Below are 17961 nucleotides of genomic sequence, written 5' to 3'. Positions count from 1 at the left end.
TCTATGGCATTTTTAAAAAACATATTTAAGAAAAAAGAGGGCGGTTCGTTCTTCGGTAACATTTTACGTGGCGTTGGTTCTACTGTTGCGCCGGGTGTTTTAGGTACTGGTAAAGGTCTTGTTCCTTTAGGTACTGCCGCTCAAATCGCTGCCGCATCTGGCGATACTGTAAAGTATGAGGCCGAAATGAAAAAGTTAGAAAAAAAAGCGCCTAGTGTTTTTAGTCAGTTACTTGGTGTTTTTGGTGGCTATGCTGCTTCAACTCCACAGGGTCAGCAAGTTGTTAAAGAGATAGCCTCGGAGACTATTGCTGCTAAAGCAAAACAAATTTGGCTTTATGCTGCACTTGCAGCCGCTGCCGTTTACTTCTTCGTTACAAATAAGTCAAAAAAAGGAAAATTTACAAACTATAAAAAATCATACAGATAATATGGAATTTATCAAAAAAAACTGGGTTGTTATTGCTGTCGTGGCTGGTGTTCTATTGTTCACTGGTATAGGTTCAACGCTTCTAACGAAGGTTAAAGCAATGTTCTAATGGCGTACCTAAAAAAGAACAGCAACCGTTCAAATTCGAATAGTTCGAATCAAGAGCAAAAAAAGCACTCAGGCGCAAAAAAAGGTTTCACCAAAAAAAACGAACCATATTGTACTGGATGGAATTACAGTAAACGACATGGACTTATCACTTTTTTATGTGTTCCCTACGCTAAAACTGCTGTACATACATCTGGTAATGGTGTGGAATGGTTAAACGTTATGGTTAAAGTTACTCGCGGTATCGCTGGAACTTCTATAACATCTGGTTTAATGGATCGCCGCACACATCGCACTATCGTTAAAGAATTGGGTATTGTCATTAACCCAGGCGCTCCGAAAGGTGGTTATTGTGGTCGCTACGGCAAGAATTAATAATGTAGATAAGTGTTAGAGATTGGGTAAAGTTTAGGAGTTTAAAAATTTCCTCTAAGGGGGTTACTCCTATTCTTTTTAAAAAACAAAAACAATGTTTAAAATTATAAAGGCCATAGGCAAAATTAATACGATCAGTAAATGGGCGTCTCTTATTAGTGATACGTTAACATTCTTTCAGTCTGAAATGGATAAACGCGGTTTATCACCTTCGGAAATAAAAGATCCTAATCTGAATGGTTAATGCTCCGTACAATTTTAACCCGAATAGCTTGTTACGCCGTTTTAAACTGTCACTTGGTGCGTTTTTTAGAACCATTGCATTTACACTGAAATTTGACTTCACGCTCTCAACAGATCGTTTCTCCAATAAAATAAAAAAATAATGACTGCATCACGTTTAGCATTTATTCAAAAAGTATCCTCCTCGGCTGTAGATGCTACTATCGGCACTGGTTTATTTCCTTCACTTTTAATAGCGCAGGCGTGTTTAGAAGGTAGAGACGGCGCTTCTTTGTTAGCGAAAAAATACAATAATCATTTCGGTATTAAAGCCTCTGCCGGATGGATTGGCGCTACTATTTTAATGAATACAAAGGAGTTTATCAGAGGTGCATATATAACAGTTAAAGCGCCTTTTAGGGCATATAGAAACTTAACAGATGGTTTTAAAGATCGTTGTAATTTCCTCATTAAAAACTCACGGTACGAAAAGAACGGAGTATTCAAGGCGGCTACTGCTGCCGATCAGGCCAGAGCATTACAGAAAGCTGGATATGCTACTGATCCAAATTATGCTAATTCTCTTATTAGTCTAATTAAATTATACGGCCTCGAAAAATTCGACGTCGAAAAAAAAAAATAAGTCCAGCCAAGCCGCTAAAAGCGTTGTTACTCGTCTGTACGGTTGGTTACTTCTTAATCTCTAAAAATGGCATATTTAAAAAAATCAAATTATACTTTTAATCCAGACACTTTCCCCTTTTTGGGTCTCAGTCTTTTTATTCTGGTTATAATGATCTTCTGGCGAAAGCTTGTATCTGTTTTTAAACCTGACACGTATGTGGCTGAGGTTGAGACGCCTGTTAGTCAAATAAATGAGGTACTCACAAAATCAAAACAAATTATACAAGGGCATTTCGTCTCTGGTGCTGGTGTGATAACACGATACACAATTTCTCAGGCTCGCCAAAATGCGGAGGAGTTATCCTCTTTAATGAAAACGGCTAAAAATAACAGTTGGTATAGCTTGGTTCTTAATTTTACTTTTTCAGATCGTAACAAGCGTATAAAAGCTATTCTTGATCCGAAATTGCCATCTAATTATAGAAAGTACGTAATACAGGTTTATAGAGATGTTTTCACTTCTTCAAGATCGTTATTAGCTGATGTTAGATCGATTACAACAACAACTATTTTCGGTACGTCCTCATGGACTACTGATTTACAAAAATACTTTACATTATAATTTATGTTATCAATAGGAGTTAATAAAAATACTGGTCAATTAAAAGTACAATGTGTTCCAATGATTGGAACTTATTCAGGTCTTGCTGTCACGCGTGTATCTACTGAAGATCGCGTAACTTTTCCGTCTGGTGTCAATGAGAGCGGAAACGGCTCGAAAATCGGTATCGTATACAAGGCATTTAAGTCAGGTACTTATGGAAAAACATTTGTGCTGTTTGGTACTGACGCTAACCTTTTATATCTGCCTTACCCTATGCTAAGCGGTTTCGCTATATTTGAAAATTACGGTCTTTGGAAAGACCTTCCATCTTGTGATGACGGCTATTATAGTGTCTCTGCTTCATCAATTACGCCCGGTACTTATAGAATACCAGATTTGCCTTCCGCTACGGGTTGGACTGTTTTTCCGTATTGGATTCAATTAATAGAATCGTCGCAGGAGGTTACATTGACTAATAATGTTGTTCCTATGGATATCGTTTCTATTAAAGGAGACCAAACTGCTGTTTCCGCGACTTGGGGTATCAAAACAAATACTACAGCTATTAACTCTGCTTTAATTGCTGGGAATGAAATACCTGTAGATTTAAAAAGGGTAAATAATGATTCCACAAAATTAGTCTCTGGTAATATTGGCGTTGACTTAAGAGCGACCAACAACGTTGCGCTAATCAATAGTAAGATTCCGGTAAATATTTCAGAAGTCGGCGCCGTTGCTTTGGCTGGTACTTCGGTACCTATTGATTTAAAATCTATAGGTACTATAGTAGGCAGCTCAATAGCTGCTGGTGTAATTCCTGTAAATTCATCTGGTACACTTAATGTTAATGTTGAGAAAGTCGGTGGCTCTGCTACTTCTCAAATTGCGGGTATACAAAATGTTCATGAGGCGGGAACTGCTGCTGTTAATTTAAGGCAAGTTAATAATGCGCTTATTGGTAATAATGTACCTGTTACAGGCGGCGGAGACGTTAATATAATTGCCGTTCAAGGTGTTGCTATTGCTGACGGAAAAGTGCCTACTAAAATTTTAAACAATCCGTATGGTGCTAATTATGTACCTAAAACTTAACTAATATGGAACGAATGAGTTATCCTAGATTGAAAACTAGGTATTTTGAAGTTGACAAAAATACAGGTTCTGACTTTGTCACATTAGACATTGCTGTTAAACATTTGGTCGTTGCTGTATTTTGTCCAGAACTTCCGCCAGATTTACAGTTATATATTGAGCGTGCAAATTTAAGGCCATATGAGGCCGCTGTTAATCGCTTCGGTATTGCTGATTTTCATTTTGATGAGACAATGTTGTCAAGTCCTGGGACCCGTGTTATTGGAAGTTTGGGTACTTTGAGAAATCAGACAAATAACGCAAATAATCAATGCCCTTGTATAGTTACTTATTTAGAATTTACATAATATGGAAGCGATAAAAATTAAATCATTTATGCATGACGGCACCGTCGAAATTGAGACTTACGCAAGTGAAAAGGCGTATAAGAAACGCAAACTTTTTAAGGACACTAAAGCATATCAAATTTTAGATATTGTAACAAACGTTGTATTAAGGTTGATTTTGATCAAAAAAGCGGCAAAATCTTAACCTGAGTTAAAGTACTTCCGTTCCACTTGTAGCACAAAATTTGATTTAACAGAAAATTGAGTTCTACGGTTAAAGGCAGCGAAGCACTCGCGCGAAGCGGAGTAAGCCGTTTATTGTGTGGGGTTTAAGCATTTGTTAAATAATAGTAGTAGATGGAATAAAAAATTATTTTTCAGTATTAAAAATATTATTATATTCGTACAGTCTCAAACTAAACATTATATCAATGCACAAAACAAAACCTACTACATTCCTGCGCCTAGGTCTAAAGGAACAATGTAAAGTCATGCTGAAAATCATCGGCTATGAATCTGTTTACTCCTTACTATCTGATTTGAGGTTACATGATCCTTTACTCTTAATTGATAAAAGCGGCCGTGTTAACCTCATTTCGCATACAGATGTTTTCTCTATGAGAAAACGAAATTCATAGTATTTTAACTATAAGTAAAATACAAAAAACAAATAAATCATATTATTAATTATAGGACATTATATAATGTTAAACCGACCAATTAGAAGTATTCAGGACTTCTTACTCAGCACCTATGTGGCCGATGGTTTGAGGATAACGTTCGGGGTGCTTTGTCCATCACTAATCCTTGCCCAGTTTGGATTGTTGAAGCTTGGAATGACATTATCACTAGGCGCACTTTGTGCAAGTGTTGCTGATTCTCCAGGACCTATAGTTCATCGTAGAAATGCCATGTTGGTTACAACTGGATTGATCACAATCATTTCATTAGTTGTAGGCCTAAGCAATAATAACGTTTACTTTACTGCCTCGCTGCTAGTTATCTTTAGCTTTGTGTTTTCCATGTTCTTTGTTTATGGTTTACGAGCCGCATCTATTGGAACCTCTGCTTTATTAATTATGGTGCTGAGCATAGACGACTTTAGGCCATGGAATGAAGTTTTAATTTATGCAACATTAATTTTCGCAGGAAGCCTTTGGTATACAACATTAAGCTATATATTTTATCGATTACGACCTTATCGTTTAGTTCAGCAGACATTGAGTGAATCCATACTTGAGATAAGCGAATTTCTTAGGGCAAAGGCCAAGTTTTACCATCAAAACACTAATTATGATAAGAATTATGCAGAACTGCTTCAGTTGCAGGTATTGGTGCATGAGAAGCAAGATGCGGTTCGCGATGTGCTTTTTAGAACAAGAGAAATTATTCGAGAATCAACTCCAGAAGGCAGGTTTTTGTTATTGGTTTTTGTTGATATGGTCGATCTTTTCGAACAAATTATGTCAACCTATTTTAATTATCAGCAGCTTCATGATCAGTTTGACAAGTCTGGAATTCTTTCTCATTATGAGACCCTAATTATTCATATAGCGGACGAACTTGATGATATTGCATTTGCTTTAAAAACTGGAGGCACGCCTATCCTGCCAAAATCATTGATTACAGAAGTCGCGAAACTTAAGCAAAAGATTCTTTTATTAGAGAACACTAATTCGAATGGACAATATAGTACTCTAGGAATCATAGCTTTAAAGAATATAGAAGTAAATATAGAAAATATTATTTCTCGAGTAAAAACGGTAAATGGATACTTTAATAAGAATGAGAAAAAGAACTTAAAAGTAAAAAATATTGAGGTCGAACGGTTTGTAAGCAACAAGAGTATAGATTCGAAAGAGCTATTTGAGAACATGACTTTTAGTTCGTCTATTTTTCGTCACTCACTTAGAGTTTCTATCGTAATGCTTATTGGCTTTGTGGTGGCAAAAATCCTTGATTTCTCACATAGTTATTGGATTTTGTTAACAATTCTTGTTATTTCTAAGCCGGGCTTTAGTTTGACAAAGCAGAGAAACTACGAGCGGCTGATAGGAACAATTATAGGTGCTTTTGTTGGTATGGGTATATTAATGTATGTAAATGACAGGAAAACCCTCTTCGGTATACTGCTTATATGCATGATTGGCTGCTACAGTTTTCAGCGAAAAAACTATGTTGTAAGCGTGCTATTTATGACTCCCTACATATTAGTACTTTTCGATTTCCTGGGAATGGGCGGTCTTTCAGTAGCCAGAGAACGGATATATGATACATTGATCGGCTCAGGCATCGCGCTACTCGCTAGTTATTCTCTATTTCCAAATTGGGAGCATGAGAAATTGAAGGATGGAATGCTGGATGTGATAAATGCAAACCTCCAATATTTTTACCAGGTTACATTGTTTTATAGCGAAGAGGTAACGGAAATCACAAATTATAAGTTGGCCAGGAAAGACGTTTACGTGGCTTCGGCAAACTTAGCATCCTTATTTCAACGGATGTTCTCTGAACCTAAAAGTAAGCAGGTTATGATGAAAGAACTACATCAGTTTACGGCGTTGAACCATCATTTATCATCTTATGTTGCAACGTTGTCATTGTACAGCAAGGACCATTCATTTGTGTATGATGATTTTGAGCAGCTGAAGCCGATTATACAGAACACAACCTACTTGCTCAATCTCGCCACAAAAAATCTCCTTGAACACAAAGAAGAAATTAGCAATGTCCCCTTGATTAGAAATTCTGTAGTACCGGAATCTGAGCAAAATGGCGGGGTTGTAATCTATGAACAATTTGAACTTATCCAAAAGGTGGCATATGATATTTTTAAACTGTCAGAAAAGATCAAGCTCTGAAACTAAAACAGTACTCTTTTGTTATACCTACGTTAATTAAAAAGAAAGAAGTTATGAAAAAGTTATATACTGGTTCAGTTACGGCCAAAGGTGGAAGAGATGGCCACGTTAAATCAAGTGATGGTATTATTGATTTTGAAATTAGAAAACCGAGAGAACTTGGAGGACAAGGAGGTGCTACTAATCCAGAGCAACTACTTGCAGCTGCATGGGGATCATGCTACCTTGGGGCGTTGGGATCCGTAGCCGAGAAAGATGGAGTAGATGTTTCTGAAGCCTCTGTAGAAGTTCATGTTTCCTTCAATCAGGATGGTAATGCATTTGTATTATCAGCAGATCTGGATGTCCATATTCCAGGAATAACTATTGATGAGGCCCAGCAATTGGCTAATAAAGCGCACAAAGGATGTCCCTATTCAAAAGCTACAAGAGGAAATGTAGAAACGAGGGTTACAGCTATATAGCCGTAACATCTTCCTGGCTGATCAGTGTGTTTGTTGGTCTGCCATTTTTAAAGGCATTACGTTTCTTTAGCCCCAACAGTTCGAACATCGCAATATCATCTACGAAAGCTGGGTTTGGTGTAGTCAGCAATTTATCTCCTGCAAAGATCGAGCTCGCGCCTGCCATAAAGCAAAAAGCTTGTTCCAAAGTGCTCATTTCATTTCTACCAGCAGAAAGCCGTATTACTGAATTCGGCATTACAATTCTTGCCGTTGCAATCATTCTTACCATGTCCCAAATTGGAACTCTTGGTTGATTTTCTAAAGGAGTTCCTTTTACCGGTACCAATGCATTCACCGGAACCGATTCTGGATGTACATCCATATTTGAAAGAGTCTGCAACATGGAAACCCGATCTTCTGTGGTTTCTCCCAGACCGATAATACCCCCACTACAAACGCTAAGTTTCGCTTTACGCACATTCTTTATTGTATTCAAACGGTCATCGTACGTACGGGTTGAAATAATTCTTTTGTAATCGTCCTCGGACGTGTCAATATTATGGTTGTAGGCATATAAGCCTGCATCAGCCAATCTTTGTGCCTGATGCTCCGTAAGCATTCCCAGTGTGCAGCAAACTTCCATATCCAGATCATTTATTGCCCTAACCATATCTAATACCCGGTCAAAGTCCCGGTTATCTCTAACTTCTCTCCAAGCAGCACCCATGCATAGACGTGAAGCTCCGCCCTCTTTAGCTTTTACAGCCGCAGACACTACCTGGCCCAGTTGCATCAAGGGTTGAACCTGCAAATCTGTGTGGTAACGTGCTGCTTGTGGACAGTAGGAACAATCTTCTGCACAACCACCCGTTTTAATTGATATCAACGAACTGACCTGAACTTCATTGTAATCTTTATTTTCTCTATGAACAATTGCAGCTTCATAAACAAGATCCAGGAAAGGTTTATGATAGATTGCAGAGATTTCCTCTTTTGTCCAGTTGTGTTTTGTTGGTTGCATGTGTAAAAAGTTATAATAAAAGTTTGCTGGCTAAGCCAAGTAATAGCAAAAATCCGAAAACATCGGTAAAAGTTGTAATAATTATTGAAGAAGCGATTGCGGGATCAATTCCAATACGTTTCAAAACCAAAGGTATGCCGGATCCAGTAATGCCAGCGATCAATAGGTTCCCTGTCATGGAAAGAAATATAACTACCCCCAACATTAGACTCGAGTCAAAGAAATAGGCAAATATGAAAACGATTAAACCTGTAACTGCGCCGTTAATAGCACCGACAGTAAATTCTTTGAGTACTGTTCTATATGCCTGATTATCTGTTAGGTCATTTAATGATATACGTCTCACTGTAACGGCAAGCGCTTGAGTAGCGGCGTTTCCGCCCATGCCAGCAATAATGACCATGTAGGCAGATAGTAAAGGGAATAGCTTTATAGTTGGGTCGAAATGGCGGATGACTGCAGAGGCCAGAAACGCCGTCCCAAGATTCAGGACCAGCCAGGGCAGACGAGATTTTACTGCCTCAACCCAGTTACCACTTAATTCTTCATCTTCAGATACACCTGAAATTTTCAAGATATCCTCAGTGTTTTCATCCTCTAGGACGTCAATCACGTCATCGAAAGTTACTCTACCTAACAACTTCATATCTATATCCAATACTGGGATACTGGTGATATTATATTGAGATATAAGTCTGGCCACTTCTTCCTGATCTGTATCTGGGTACACCCAAGCTACTTCTGCCTTAACAAGTTCTGTAATCTGCACATTTCCCTTTGCTTTGATGATGTCCTTTAAAGAAACAATTCCCTGGAAAACATTTTGATCATCAATTACAAAAATGGTGTAAAACTCTTCAATCTCTTCACTCTGGCGAATGATTTCATCTATGGCATCCTTTTTAGTGAGATTGAGGTTAATTCTTATGAACTCGGTGTTCATCAAACCACCTGCAGTCTTTTCATCGTAACTCATTAGGTTACGTATGTTCAGCGCATCATCTTCATTTAAGTCCTCAAGAATCTCCTGTTGCTCCTGCTCATCTAGCTGGGAAATGATATCGGTTGCGTCATCATAATCCAACTCTTCTACGATCTCCGTTCTTTTGTCTGGATGTAGTTGAAGTAAAAGTTCTTCAGGGTGTGATTCTTCGTGCATCTCTGAGATTACCTCCGAGGCTATCTCAACCTCTAAAAGGTTTATAATCCGCTGACGGTCTTCAGGCGTGATGCTTTCAAACAGTATGGCAATCTCGGACGCGTGGTATTCTTCCAGAATGAACTGAAGCTGCTGATCATCACCACTTAAGGCGAGCTTTATCTTAGAAACATCGGTTTTATCTAGATCAAAGGATTGCATACATTGCTAAGGTAATAATAATAGCAACTATTTAAACCATCCTTTACGCCAGAAATATATGATTTGTGCCACTGCGATCGCTCCCATAACGATCATGATATACAGATAGCCTTGTTCCTCATACAGTTCCGGCATATTTTGAGGGAGCATTTTACCTGTAACAGGATCCTGATTTGCGAAGTTCATACCATAGATTCCCGCAATAAATGTTAAGGGAATAAATATAGATGAAATAATGGTAAGCACTTTCATGATTTCGTTCATTCTGTTACTAATCACGGACAGATACATATCAATATTACTGGTGGAAATCTCCTTTAAAGATTCAACAATGTCAATAATTTGTATGCAGTGATCATAAGCGTCCTTTACGAACATTTTAGTCTGATCACTGATAAGATGACTATCGGTGCGAAGAATGTCGTTTAGTTTGTCTCGTTCAGGCCAAACAACTCTTCTGATATTAATAAGATTACGTTTAATGACTTGAATGTCATACATTATACTCTTGTCTGGTTTATCAAACAATCTGTCTTCAATGGCGTCTAAGTCTTCGCCCCACTGTCTCAATATTTCAAAGTAAGTGTCGACAATGATATCCATTAGCGCATACATCAAATAGCTACTTCCGGCGGTTCTTATATTACCTTTCCCTGCAGAAAGTCTACTTCGTACAGGTTCTAGACAATCTTCGTAGCTTTCTTGAAATGAGATTATTGTATTGATTGTGAGGACAAAAGATACCTGAACATTATCAAGGTCATGATTATTATCGAACCGTAACATCCTACTGATGGAGAAAACATAATCGTCATACTCCTCCAACTTTGGTCGTTGATAGGTTCGTGTGATATCTTCAAGAATCAGCTTATTAATTTTAAGTTCAGTATTCAATGTCTCGAACATTTTAGCAGATTTAAAACCTTTGATCTCAACCCAAAAAGTATAGTCCTCATCTTTAATTAACTCGATCGCCTCAGCGATTTCTTTAATTTTGATTATATCGTATGTATCTGCATTATATCGGTAAAGCGTAATATGTGGTTGAAGAGATTGCTCATCTATATAAACTAGGCCAGGACTAGATCCGGCTTTAGGTAAAGAAAAGCGCTTCTGATGCTTGCGTTTTTTGGTTGTTCCCATTAGTTAAAAAAAAGTCTTTGCCTGCGGGCCTTGATTAAACAACAAATCCACTATACTTAGGTTTGGTTTAAAGCCTTCCCTATCATCGAATACTTGGAAATATGGAGTTTTAGTACTGGTTAACTGCATATCCTTTACTACAAATTTGGAACGAAAGTCTAAGCCATCGTCATAACTCTTAAAATATTCGTCTGTAAACTGGAGATCAAGGTTTAATTTCAATTGCTTTAACACCCACTGAAAAAGTTCTATATTTATGTCGAACAGAAAATTATATTTGGTGGTGTAGAACTTATAGAACTCAGGCTCATAATATTCGAAATAGGCGGAATTGCGGTAGCAGCTTTCAAAACTCTTCCAATGCAGCCTTTGCCATTTAAATTCATCACTTATCTTGACATCCCTAACTTTTGTATGAACTTTTGAGCCCTTTATTACAGGAACCATTAGATCAAGCGTTCCGTTTGGAGAATAAATAGAAGCCCTGTTTCTATAAGTTTGCTTAGGAAAGTGTTCTTGTATTTCAAGTTTAAAATTATAGTTGCATTGCTTAAGACCAGAAAAATAAGATGTTGGAGGAATATAAAAAATTGGGAATATAGCTGAACTTTCCATCTGATAAATTATGTTTGCATTCTTAACTCGCAAAATAATGATAAAAAAAAGCTTTTCTTATATGGGAATCTCTTTTTTAAACTTATTGTCAATACTCCCCCTCTCCTTTCTCTATGTTATCGCAAAGGGAGGGTACTACTTTATATATTATATTTTTGGCTATAGAAGATTGGTTGTCAGAGAGAATTTGACGAATTCATTCCCAGAAAAATCAGCTACTGAAATTGCTGTTTTAGAAAAAACGTTTTTTAGGTACTTTGCAGATCTTGTAGTTGAGGTAATCAAGCTTTCCAGTATTTCTGAATCTGAACTATTGAAGCGAGTTAAGTTCAATAATCTTGAATTAGTTGAAGATTACCTTAATAACAGTCAAAGTATTTTGGCTTGCACTGGGCACTACGGTAATTGGGAACTTGGCATGATGGCTTTGGGATTAAAAATTAGTTCCAAAGCATATGTAATCTACAAACCCCTATCAAATCCAAGCTTTGATGAATGGTTTTACAAGATTAGAACGAGCACGAGTAATTTTTTTATTCCAATGAGGCAAACATTACGATCCATTGCGTCTACAAGAAATAAAATCACAATGTATTGCTTTGCTGGCGATCAAACGCCTATAAAAGATGAGGCAAGAGTTTGGGTAGACTTTCTTCACCAGACTACGCCAGTGCTTCAAGGAATTGAAAAAATAGCTTTGCAAACCAACAGACCTGTAATTTATTTCAATATGCAACTGGTAAAGCAAGGGTATTATGAAGTTGATTGTTACCTGATTGCTGAAAAACCTGTTGAAACTCAGGAAGGGGACATCACAAAAAGAAACTTCAAACTTCTTGAGGAAATTATTACCAAACAACCGGCTTATTGGCTTTGGAGTCATAGGCGGTGGAAACATAAACCTGAAAATCTGTAATGGCATCTCCAAGTGTAGCGTTAGTAATTTTAAATTGGAATGGGAAAGATCTGCTTGAACAGTTTCTTCCGGGAGTAGTGAAGTCGGTGTACGAAAATATTCAGATAATTGTTGGAGACAATGCATCAAATGATGATTCTGTAGTATTTGTAACCGACAATTATCCAAAAGTAAGGATTGTCCAAAACGATAAAAACTACGGTTTTGCAGAAGGCTACAGGCGAATACTGGATCAGGTTGAAGCTGACTATTATGTGCTATTAAATTCAGATGTAGAAGTCTCGGAGAACTGGATCGAACCTGTAATTTCTTTAATGGAAAGCGATCCGATGATTGCTGCTGCCCAGCCAAAAATTAAATGCCAGAAAAACAAAACCTTCTTTGAGTATGCCGGGGCTGCAGGTGGATATCTGGATATGCATGGTTATCCGTTTTGCAGAGGTCGTATATTCGATACAATAGAAGTGGATAGTGGACAGTACAATGATGCTAAGGAAATCTTCTGGGCAAGTGGTGCTGCTTTATTTATTCGGAGTGGTAAGTGGAAAGAGGTTGGAGGATTAGATCCGGATTTCTTTGCACATATGGAGGAAATTGATTTGTGCTGGCGACTAAAGAACTTGGGTTACAAAATAGTTTATTGTCCTGATGCAGAAGTTTACCATGTTGGAGGTGGCACACTCGATGCAAATAATCCATACAAAACTTATTTAAATTTCAGAAATAACCTTATAATACTGCAGAAGAATTTGCCATTATACGATGCGTGTTTCAGAATCTTGATCAGATTTTTTATGGACTTTATTGCATGGATACATTTCATTCTGGAAGGAAAAACGGACTTTGCAATGGCAATAACGAAAGCTCATGTCCATTTCTTTAAAAAGTTTTGGCATAATGCCAGAAAGCGAACCAGTAAACAAAGGCCGTTTATACACCATACTGGCCAATATCATTCAAGCATCGTGTACGCTTACTTTATAAAAAAAATAAGATACTTTTCTCAACTCAATTCTAGGTAACTGTCTTTAGAAAGCTTTCTATAGCCAAGCGATAACCATCCATGCCGAAACCTGTGAGGACGCCAAGACAATTTTTCCCAGTGAGCGATACATGTCTGAATTCTTCTCTTGCATAGATATTTGAAATGTGAACTTCTATCACCGGAGTTTTTATACCAGCGATTGCATCTGCTATTGCTACTGAGGTATGTGTATAGGCTCCGCCATTGAAGATAATGCCATCATAACTGAAGCCAACTTCATGAAGTTTATTTATTAGTTCACCTTCTATATTACTTTGGTAATAGTCAATCTGCATAATGCTGTACATTTCTCTTAAACTAATAAGGTAGTCTTCAAAAGATTGACTTCCATAGATGACAGGTTCGCGAAAGCCCAGTAGATTTAAGTTGGGTCCGTTAATAATTTGTATCTTCATCCATTCAAACTTAGAGTTTAAAACTTAAATAAAGAAATTTATTCCGTGATCAATCCCTCCTATTTAAGATCCTTTAAAACGTTTTTACGTCTGGAGCGGTCGATGTCTGCCAATACTGTTAGCGCTTACTTAAACGACATTGGAAAGCTGGAACATTACCTGGACTTTGCCAACAAAAATTTTGATGTCGATCGAATAACAAATGAAGACATTAAACTTTTTATCACGTGGATAAATGAGCTTGGAATGCAGGCAACATCACAAGCCAGGGTTATCTCGGGGCTCAAGTCTTTCTTTGGATTTTTACTTATAGAAAGTGTCATTAAAGAAGATCCAACAGTGCTACTTGAAATGCCGAGAATTACAAAAAAATTGCCAGATACGTTGAATGTCGAAGAAATCAATGCCATAATCGGGGCAATTGATGCTTCAAAACCTGAGGGTATGCGAAATAAGGCCATTTTAGAAGTACTTTATGGTTGCGGGCTACGGGTTAGTGAATTGATCCTATTAAGAATTTCGAACCTATTCCCCGAAGTACAGTATTTAAAAGTAGTTGGCAAAGGAAATAAGGAACGTATAGTGCCAATTGGATCGACCGCCCTCCAGTTACTTAGAATTTATCTAACGGAAGTTAGGGTGCACATTGCTATCAAAAAAGACAATGAAGATTATATATTCTTAAACCGACTGGGCACCTCTATGTCCAGAGTAAGCATATTCAATATGGTTAAAGAGTTGGCGGAAAGGGCTGGAATTAAAAAGATTGTAAGTCCGCATACCTTCAGACATTCCTTCGCTACTCATTTAATTGATGGCGGCGCTGACCTACGTGCCGTGCAGGAGATGCTAGGACATTCAAGTATAACGACAACCGAAGTCTATACTCACCTAAACCGCGACTATCTAAAATCGATCATCACGGATTTTCACTCTAGAAACTAGAAGGCTTTTTTGCGGTAATAAACCTATCTTTTCCTTGCATGTCTTTGAAAATTAGGAGATCGCTAAAGGATTTATTGATCAACATTTCAATGGTTTCTTTTCCATAATTTGCGTTGATCTCGAAAAAAAGTGACCCATCGTCTTTTAAGCTTTTTAACGCAAAGTCTGCTATAGCGACATAAAATTCAAGGGGATTTTGATCTGGGACGAAAAGCGCTAAGTGCGGCTCGAAGTTCAATACATTCTTATCCATCAATGTCGCTTCCATTTTTGTAATGTATGGTGGATTACTAATAATAAGGTCGAACTTTTGTGTGCATTGAAAGTCCCGGATGTCTGCCTGAACCAGGCTAATGGATGTTTGATTACTCATTGCGTTTTGCGCAGCAATTTCTAGTGCAGAATGGGAAATATCTAAAGCGGAAATATCTGCATAAGGTAAGTTATGTTTTAAAGATATGGCGATACACCCGCTTCCTGTTCCTATGTCGATCATTTTTAAAGTGACTTCCTTGAATTTGAATGCATTTATAGCCATTTCCACAAGCTCTTCAGTCTCAGGTCTGGGAATGAGTACAGAACTATCGACTTTAAATTTCAGACCGTAAAAGTAGGCTTCGGAAAGGATATACTGTATAGGCTCATGGTTCTTAAGTCGCTCTAAAACAATAATATAACTCACGTTATCTTCATTAGCTATGAGTTCATCTAATTTAAATAAAAGCTGGATTTTGCTGAAGCCAGAAATGTATTCAGCAACAATGTAAAACAACACTACAATTTCCTGATCATCATAAATACCAACGAGTACGCTATGGTACTTTTTGAGAATATCCTTCAAATTCATAACTCACAAAAGTAATCTAAATCGAACAATATACCTTACTTTTGCCGCGATGACTGACGAACTATATATGCAACGTTGCCTCGAGATCGCAGAGATGGGTATAGGAAATGTTAGTCCCAATCCCATGGTTGGTTGCGTCATTGTGCATGAGGATACAATTATTGCAGAAGGTTACCATCGAAAATTTGGAGAAGCTCATGCAGAAGTGAATGCTGTCAATGCTGCGTTTGCTGACTATCCTGAAGAGGCAGCAACCCTGCTGCGCAACTCAACAGTTTATGTGAATCTAGAACCTTGTGCTCACTTTGGCAAGACGCCACCTTGTGCGGATCTTCTCGTTATGATAGGGGTTAAAAAAGTTGTTATAGGTAATACGGACCCATTCTCTGACGTAGATGGTAAAGGAATAGAAAAATTGAAGGCCGCAGGAATTCAAGTCATTCATGGGATTTTGGAAGATAAATGCACAGAACTTAATCGTCGATTCTTCACTAGAGTTATTGAACAGCGCCCATATATCATTCTAAAGTGGGCGGAGACTGCCAACCGCTACTTTGCACCCAAGAACGTACTTCAGGAATGGATTAGTGGGCCTTTAGCTAAAAAGCTTGTTCACAAATGGAGGACGGAAGAAGATGCTATTTTAATTGGAAAACAGACTGCTATCTGTGATAATCCTCAGTTAACTGCGCGAGAATGGGAAGGCAAGAACCCGATTAGAATAGTTATAGACAAAAATTTGCAAGTACCAGCTGGTTATAATGTATTCAATAATGTAAGCAAAACTATCGTATTTAACGAGGCTAAAACTGTCATAGATCAGAATATTCATAATATTCAAATGGAAGATATGCAATACTATCTTCCCCAAAAGATTGCCTATCAACTCTACTTGATGGACATTCACTCTGTTATTATTGAAGGCGGCGCTAACTTACTCTCACAATTTATCGCCGCCGGGCTTTGGGATGAGGCTAGAGTGTTTAGGTCAGCAACTTCATGGGACGAAGGAATTCAAGCTCCAGATATTCAGGGGATAATTACAGATCAGGTGAATGTTGGAATGGATCATTTGAGTGTTTACAAGAATAGCAAGCAATTATGATATTTTTAATTATCAGTATTATTTGTAGCGTCACAGTTTCTGTGTTACTTAAACTGGCAAGAAGGTACAAGATAGGTGTAATACAGGCTGTTACTTGGAATTACCTTTTTGCGGCAGGACTTGCCTGGTTCTTCTTTAAGCCTAATTGTGAAGATCTAAATTTAAAGAATGTTAGTGGTATTTTCCTCTTATTAGGTGTTCTGTTGCCTATTGTCTTCTGGTTTCTTGCGGTCTCCGTAAGAAATATTGGAATTGTGAAAACAGATATTTCGCAGCGACTTTCGTTGTTAATTCCTATAATAGCAGCATATTTTCTATTTGGCGACACATTTTCTGCCTTAAAGATTGCAGGATTTATAGTTGGGTTTACAGCAATAATTTTCACACTCGCTAAACAGTCTTCCAAACAACCTTTGATTGAAAATTGGCTATATCCAATTGTAGTCTTTGTTGGCTTTGGATTGATTGATGTGCTTTTCAAGCAAGTAACACAAATTAAATATTTACCATATACAACCTCTCTGATCATGATATTCGTAATTTCTTTCATCGTCTCTCTTGGAGGAATTGCCTATCTAAGGTTTGTTAAAATGGAAAAAATTCAATTGATAAACTTTGTTTGCGGATGCGTACTTGGTTTTTTTAATTTCTTTAATATCCTTTTCTATCTAAAAGCCCACAGCGCCATGGCAGATAATCCATCAACAGTATTTACTGCTATGAATTTAGGGGTTATTATCGCTGGAACTCTAGTTGGACTACTAATTTTCAAAGAGAAATTAAGCAGGTTAAACTACGTTGGCCTATTTTTGGCGGGCATTGCCATTGTAATAATTACGATTGCTCAGGTCAATGCTGTTTGATGATACCTACAACACAATAGCAAGTAATGCGGAGGGCATATTCCAAGAAAGGGGAAGTAAATTCATTGCCTACGCTTATCCCTTAATATCAGAAGAACAAGTGAAGATCTTTGTTAATACTTTACGTATTGAACATCCAAAAGCTAGACATTTTTGCTGGGCTCTACGCCTGTCTAAGGACCGGTCAAACTTCAGGTTTCAGGACGATGGAGAACCTTCAGGAACTGCTGGGCGACCGATATTAAATTCGCTACTTTCTGCGAACCTTACAAATATTTTGATTATAGTTGTACGCTACTTTGGTGGCACCCTTTTAGGAGTTCCCGGATTAATAAATGCCTACAAATCTGCTTCTTTAGATGTTATTTCTGCAGCTCAGGTTATTGAGAAGACGTTAAACGATGTTTACGAAGTCACCTTTCTTTATTTGGGAATAAATGATGTGATGCGAATTATCAAAGACGAGCAGTTAGAAATTTTATCTCAGAACTTTGACAACGAATGCTGCATGCAACTCTCAATCAGAAAATCTTCTTTGAATACGGTCTTGGGAAGGTTAGAAACGATTGAGCAATTAAATTTGAAATATCTCCATACTGCCTAAGAGATATTTTATAGG

The 17961-nt window shown here is 37.6% G+C and carries 21 protein-coding genes; 15 read left to right on the top strand and 6 right to left on the bottom strand.

Features of this window, described 5'->3' with window-relative positions; all coding sequences use genetic code 11:
- Positions 1-3 precede the first annotated feature (3 nt).
- The 9 genes from ACHFIZ_RS14890 to ACHFIZ_RS14850 all read left to right on the top strand — a co-directional run bounded on the left by ACHFIZ_RS14890 (position 4) and on the right by ACHFIZ_RS14850 (position 7105).
- Positions 4-429, top strand: coding sequence for a hypothetical protein (locus tag ACHFIZ_RS14890; RefSeq protein ID WP_410887221.1), 426 nt, complete (start codon positions 4-6; stop codon positions 427-429).
- 108 nt (positions 430-537) lie between these two features.
- Positions 538-912: a hypothetical protein gene (locus ACHFIZ_RS14885; RefSeq protein ID WP_410887219.1), complete on the top strand. Its 375-nt coding sequence runs from the start codon at positions 538-540 to the stop codon at positions 910-912.
- A gap of 385 nt (positions 913-1297) precedes the next feature.
- The gene (locus tag ACHFIZ_RS14880) at positions 1298-1777 is read left to right on the top strand and encodes a glycoside hydrolase family 73 protein (protein ID WP_410887217.1); all 480 of its coding nucleotides are present in this window, start codon (positions 1298-1300) and stop codon (positions 1775-1777) included.
- A gap of 66 nt (positions 1778-1843) precedes the next feature.
- Positions 1844-2380, top strand: a complete 537-nt coding sequence (locus ACHFIZ_RS14875) for a hypothetical protein (RefSeq protein WP_410887215.1) — start codon at positions 1844-1846, stop codon at positions 2378-2380.
- Positions 2381-2383: 3 nt separating this feature from the next.
- On the top strand, positions 2384-3454 hold the full coding sequence (locus tag ACHFIZ_RS14870) for a hypothetical protein (RefSeq protein ID WP_410887213.1): 1071 nt from the start codon (positions 2384-2386) through the stop codon (positions 3452-3454).
- 14 nt (positions 3455-3468) lie between these two features.
- A complete protein-coding gene (locus tag ACHFIZ_RS14865; RefSeq protein ID WP_410887211.1) occupies positions 3469-3801 on the top strand; it encodes a hypothetical protein in 333 nt (110 codons plus the stop codon).
- 1 nt (position 3802) lies between these two features.
- The gene (locus ACHFIZ_RS14860; protein ID WP_410887209.1) at positions 3803-3985 is read left to right on the top strand and encodes a hypothetical protein; all 183 of its coding nucleotides are present in this window, start codon (positions 3803-3805) and stop codon (positions 3983-3985) included.
- Between the two features lie 499 nt (positions 3986-4484).
- Positions 4485-6641, top strand: a complete 2157-nt coding sequence (locus ACHFIZ_RS14855; RefSeq protein WP_410887207.1) for an FUSC family membrane protein — start codon at positions 4485-4487, stop codon at positions 6639-6641.
- Between the two features lie 53 nt (positions 6642-6694).
- Positions 6695-7105, top strand: coding sequence for an organic hydroperoxide resistance protein (locus tag ACHFIZ_RS14850; protein ID WP_410887205.1), 411 nt, complete (start codon positions 6695-6697; stop codon positions 7103-7105).
- On the opposite strand, the gene bioB is transcribed toward ACHFIZ_RS14850, so the two are convergent.
- Genes bioB through ACHFIZ_RS14830 form a run of 4 tightly spaced genes read right to left on the bottom strand, consistent with a single transcriptional unit; the run spans position 7098 to position 11226 of the window.
- Entirely contained in the window at positions 7098-8108 is a 1011-nt protein-coding gene (bioB, locus tag ACHFIZ_RS14845) for a biotin synthase BioB (protein WP_410887203.1), read from the bottom strand. The genes ACHFIZ_RS14850 and bioB overlap by 8 nt on opposite strands.
- 10 nt (positions 8109-8118) lie before the next feature.
- Positions 8119-9468: a magnesium transporter gene (mgtE, locus tag ACHFIZ_RS14840; protein ID WP_410887201.1), complete on the bottom strand. Its 1350-nt coding sequence runs from the start codon at positions 9466-9468 to the stop codon at positions 8119-8121.
- 27 nt (positions 9469-9495) lie between these two features.
- Positions 9496-10611: a magnesium/cobalt transporter CorA gene (corA, locus tag ACHFIZ_RS14835; RefSeq protein ID WP_410887199.1), complete on the bottom strand. Its 1116-nt coding sequence runs from the start codon at positions 10609-10611 to the stop codon at positions 9496-9498.
- A 3-nt stretch (positions 10612-10614) separates the two neighbouring features.
- Positions 10615-11226 (bottom strand): WbqC family protein, encoded by a 612-nt coding sequence (locus tag ACHFIZ_RS14830; protein WP_410887197.1) that lies wholly within the window; start codon positions 11224-11226, stop codon positions 10615-10617.
- A gap of 37 nt (positions 11227-11263) precedes the next feature.
- Between ACHFIZ_RS14830 and ACHFIZ_RS14825 the strand changes: the two genes are divergently transcribed.
- Positions 11264-12142 carry a lysophospholipid acyltransferase family protein gene (locus ACHFIZ_RS14825; RefSeq protein WP_410887195.1) on the top strand — a complete coding sequence of 293 codons (879 nt, stop codon included), beginning with the start codon at positions 11264-11266 and terminating at the stop codon, positions 12140-12142.
- Entirely contained in the window at positions 12142-13164 is a 1023-nt protein-coding gene (locus tag ACHFIZ_RS14820) for a glycosyltransferase family 2 protein (RefSeq protein WP_410887193.1), read from the top strand. Before ACHFIZ_RS14825 ends, ACHFIZ_RS14820 begins: the two co-directional genes overlap by 1 nt.
- Here the strand turns inward: ACHFIZ_RS14820 and aroQ are convergent.
- Positions 13157-13582, bottom strand: a complete 426-nt coding sequence (aroQ, locus tag ACHFIZ_RS14815) for a type II 3-dehydroquinate dehydratase (RefSeq protein ID WP_410887191.1) — start codon at positions 13580-13582, stop codon at positions 13157-13159. The two genes, ACHFIZ_RS14820 and aroQ, sit on opposite strands and share 8 nt — an antisense overlap.
- A 45-nt stretch (positions 13583-13627) precedes the next feature.
- Here aroQ and xerD point away from each other — a divergent pair, with 45 nt between their 5' ends.
- Positions 13628-14527, top strand: coding sequence for a site-specific tyrosine recombinase XerD (xerD, locus tag ACHFIZ_RS14810; RefSeq protein ID WP_410887189.1), 900 nt, complete (start codon positions 13628-13630; stop codon positions 14525-14527).
- Here the strand turns inward: xerD and prmC are convergent.
- Positions 14517-15374: a peptide chain release factor N(5)-glutamine methyltransferase gene (prmC, locus tag ACHFIZ_RS14805; protein ID WP_410887187.1), complete on the bottom strand. Its 858-nt coding sequence runs from the start codon at positions 15372-15374 to the stop codon at positions 14517-14519. The genes xerD and prmC overlap by 11 nt on opposite strands.
- A gap of 49 nt (positions 15375-15423) precedes the next feature.
- Between prmC and ribD the strand changes: the two genes are divergently transcribed.
- Genes ribD through ACHFIZ_RS14790 form a run of 3 tightly spaced genes read left to right on the top strand, consistent with a single transcriptional unit; the run spans position 15424 to position 17946 of the window.
- Positions 15424-16479, top strand: a complete 1056-nt coding sequence (gene ribD / locus ACHFIZ_RS14800; protein WP_410887185.1) for a bifunctional diaminohydroxyphosphoribosylaminopyrimidine deaminase/5-amino-6-(5-phosphoribosylamino)uracil reductase RibD — start codon at positions 15424-15426, stop codon at positions 16477-16479.
- A complete protein-coding gene (locus tag ACHFIZ_RS14795; protein ID WP_410887183.1) occupies positions 16476-17342 on the top strand; it encodes an EamA/RhaT family transporter in 867 nt (288 codons plus the stop codon). Before ribD ends, ACHFIZ_RS14795 begins: the two co-directional genes overlap by 4 nt.
- Positions 17332-17946, top strand: coding sequence for an IMPACT family protein (locus ACHFIZ_RS14790; RefSeq protein ID WP_410887181.1), 615 nt, complete (start codon positions 17332-17334; stop codon positions 17944-17946). The genes ACHFIZ_RS14795 and ACHFIZ_RS14790 overlap by 11 nt, the downstream gene beginning before the upstream one ends.
- The last annotated feature ends 15 nt before the right edge of the window (positions 17947-17961 follow it).

Origin of the sequence: Pedobacter sp. JCM 36344, from assembly GCF_046546555.1 — a bacterium.
In the GTDB taxonomy this organism is placed as follows: domain Bacteria; phylum Bacteroidota; class Bacteroidia; order Sphingobacteriales; family Sphingobacteriaceae; genus Pedobacter.
Note: the sequence above shows the minus strand (reverse complement) of the source record. Positions and strands in the feature narration are given on the sequence as shown.

Excerpts from the sequence above, each read along its gene's own strand:
- ACHFIZ_RS14890 (WP_410887221.1), top strand. The coding sequence starts at position 4 with ATGGCATTTTTAAAAAACATATTTAAGAAAAAAGAGGGCGGTTCGTTC.
- ACHFIZ_RS14885 (WP_410887219.1), top strand. The coding sequence starts at position 538 with ATGGCGTACCTAAAAAAGAACAGCAACCGTTCAAATTCGAATAGTTCG.
- ACHFIZ_RS14880 (WP_410887217.1), top strand. The coding sequence starts at position 1,298 with ATGACTGCATCACGTTTAGCATTTATTCAAAAAGTATCCTCCTCGGCT.
- ACHFIZ_RS14875 (WP_410887215.1), top strand. The coding sequence starts at position 1,844 with ATGGCATATTTAAAAAAATCAAATTATACTTTTAATCCAGACACTTTC.
- ACHFIZ_RS14870 (WP_410887213.1), top strand. The coding sequence starts at position 2,384 with ATGTTATCAATAGGAGTTAATAAAAATACTGGTCAATTAAAAGTACAA.
- ACHFIZ_RS14865 (WP_410887211.1), top strand. The coding sequence starts at position 3,469 with ATGAGTTATCCTAGATTGAAAACTAGGTATTTTGAAGTTGACAAAAAT.
- ACHFIZ_RS14860 (WP_410887209.1), top strand. The coding sequence starts at position 3,803 with ATGGAAGCGATAAAAATTAAATCATTTATGCATGACGGCACCGTCGAA.
- ACHFIZ_RS14855 (WP_410887207.1), top strand. The coding sequence starts at position 4,485 with ATGTTAAACCGACCAATTAGAAGTATTCAGGACTTCTTACTCAGCACC.
- ACHFIZ_RS14850 (WP_410887205.1), top strand. The coding sequence starts at position 6,695 with ATGAAAAAGTTATATACTGGTTCAGTTACGGCCAAAGGTGGAAGAGAT.
- bioB (WP_410887203.1), bottom strand. The coding sequence starts at position 8,108 with ATGCAACCAACAAAACACAACTGGACAAAAGAGGAAATCTCTGCAATC.
- mgtE (WP_410887201.1), bottom strand. The coding sequence starts at position 9,468 with ATGCAATCCTTTGATCTAGATAAAACCGATGTTTCTAAGATAAAGCTC.
- corA (WP_410887199.1), bottom strand. The coding sequence starts at position 10,611 with ATGGGAACAACCAAAAAACGCAAGCATCAGAAGCGCTTTTCTTTACCT.
- ACHFIZ_RS14830 (WP_410887197.1), bottom strand. The coding sequence starts at position 11,226 with ATGGAAAGTTCAGCTATATTCCCAATTTTTTATATTCCTCCAACATCT.
- ACHFIZ_RS14825 (WP_410887195.1), top strand. The coding sequence starts at position 11,264 with ATGATAAAAAAAAGCTTTTCTTATATGGGAATCTCTTTTTTAAACTTA.
- ACHFIZ_RS14820 (WP_410887193.1), top strand. The coding sequence starts at position 12,142 with ATGGCATCTCCAAGTGTAGCGTTAGTAATTTTAAATTGGAATGGGAAA.
- aroQ (WP_410887191.1), bottom strand. The coding sequence starts at position 13,582 with ATGAAGATACAAATTATTAACGGACCCAACTTAAATCTACTGGGCTTT.
- prmC (WP_410887187.1), bottom strand. The coding sequence starts at position 15,374 with ATGAATTTGAAGGATATTCTCAAAAAGTACCATAGCGTACTCGTTGGT.
- ribD (WP_410887185.1), top strand. The coding sequence starts at position 15,424 with ATGACTGACGAACTATATATGCAACGTTGCCTCGAGATCGCAGAGATG.
- ACHFIZ_RS14795 (WP_410887183.1), top strand. The coding sequence starts at position 16,476 with ATGATATTTTTAATTATCAGTATTATTTGTAGCGTCACAGTTTCTGTG.
- ACHFIZ_RS14790 (WP_410887181.1), top strand. The coding sequence starts at position 17,332 with ATGCTGTTTGATGATACCTACAACACAATAGCAAGTAATGCGGAGGGC.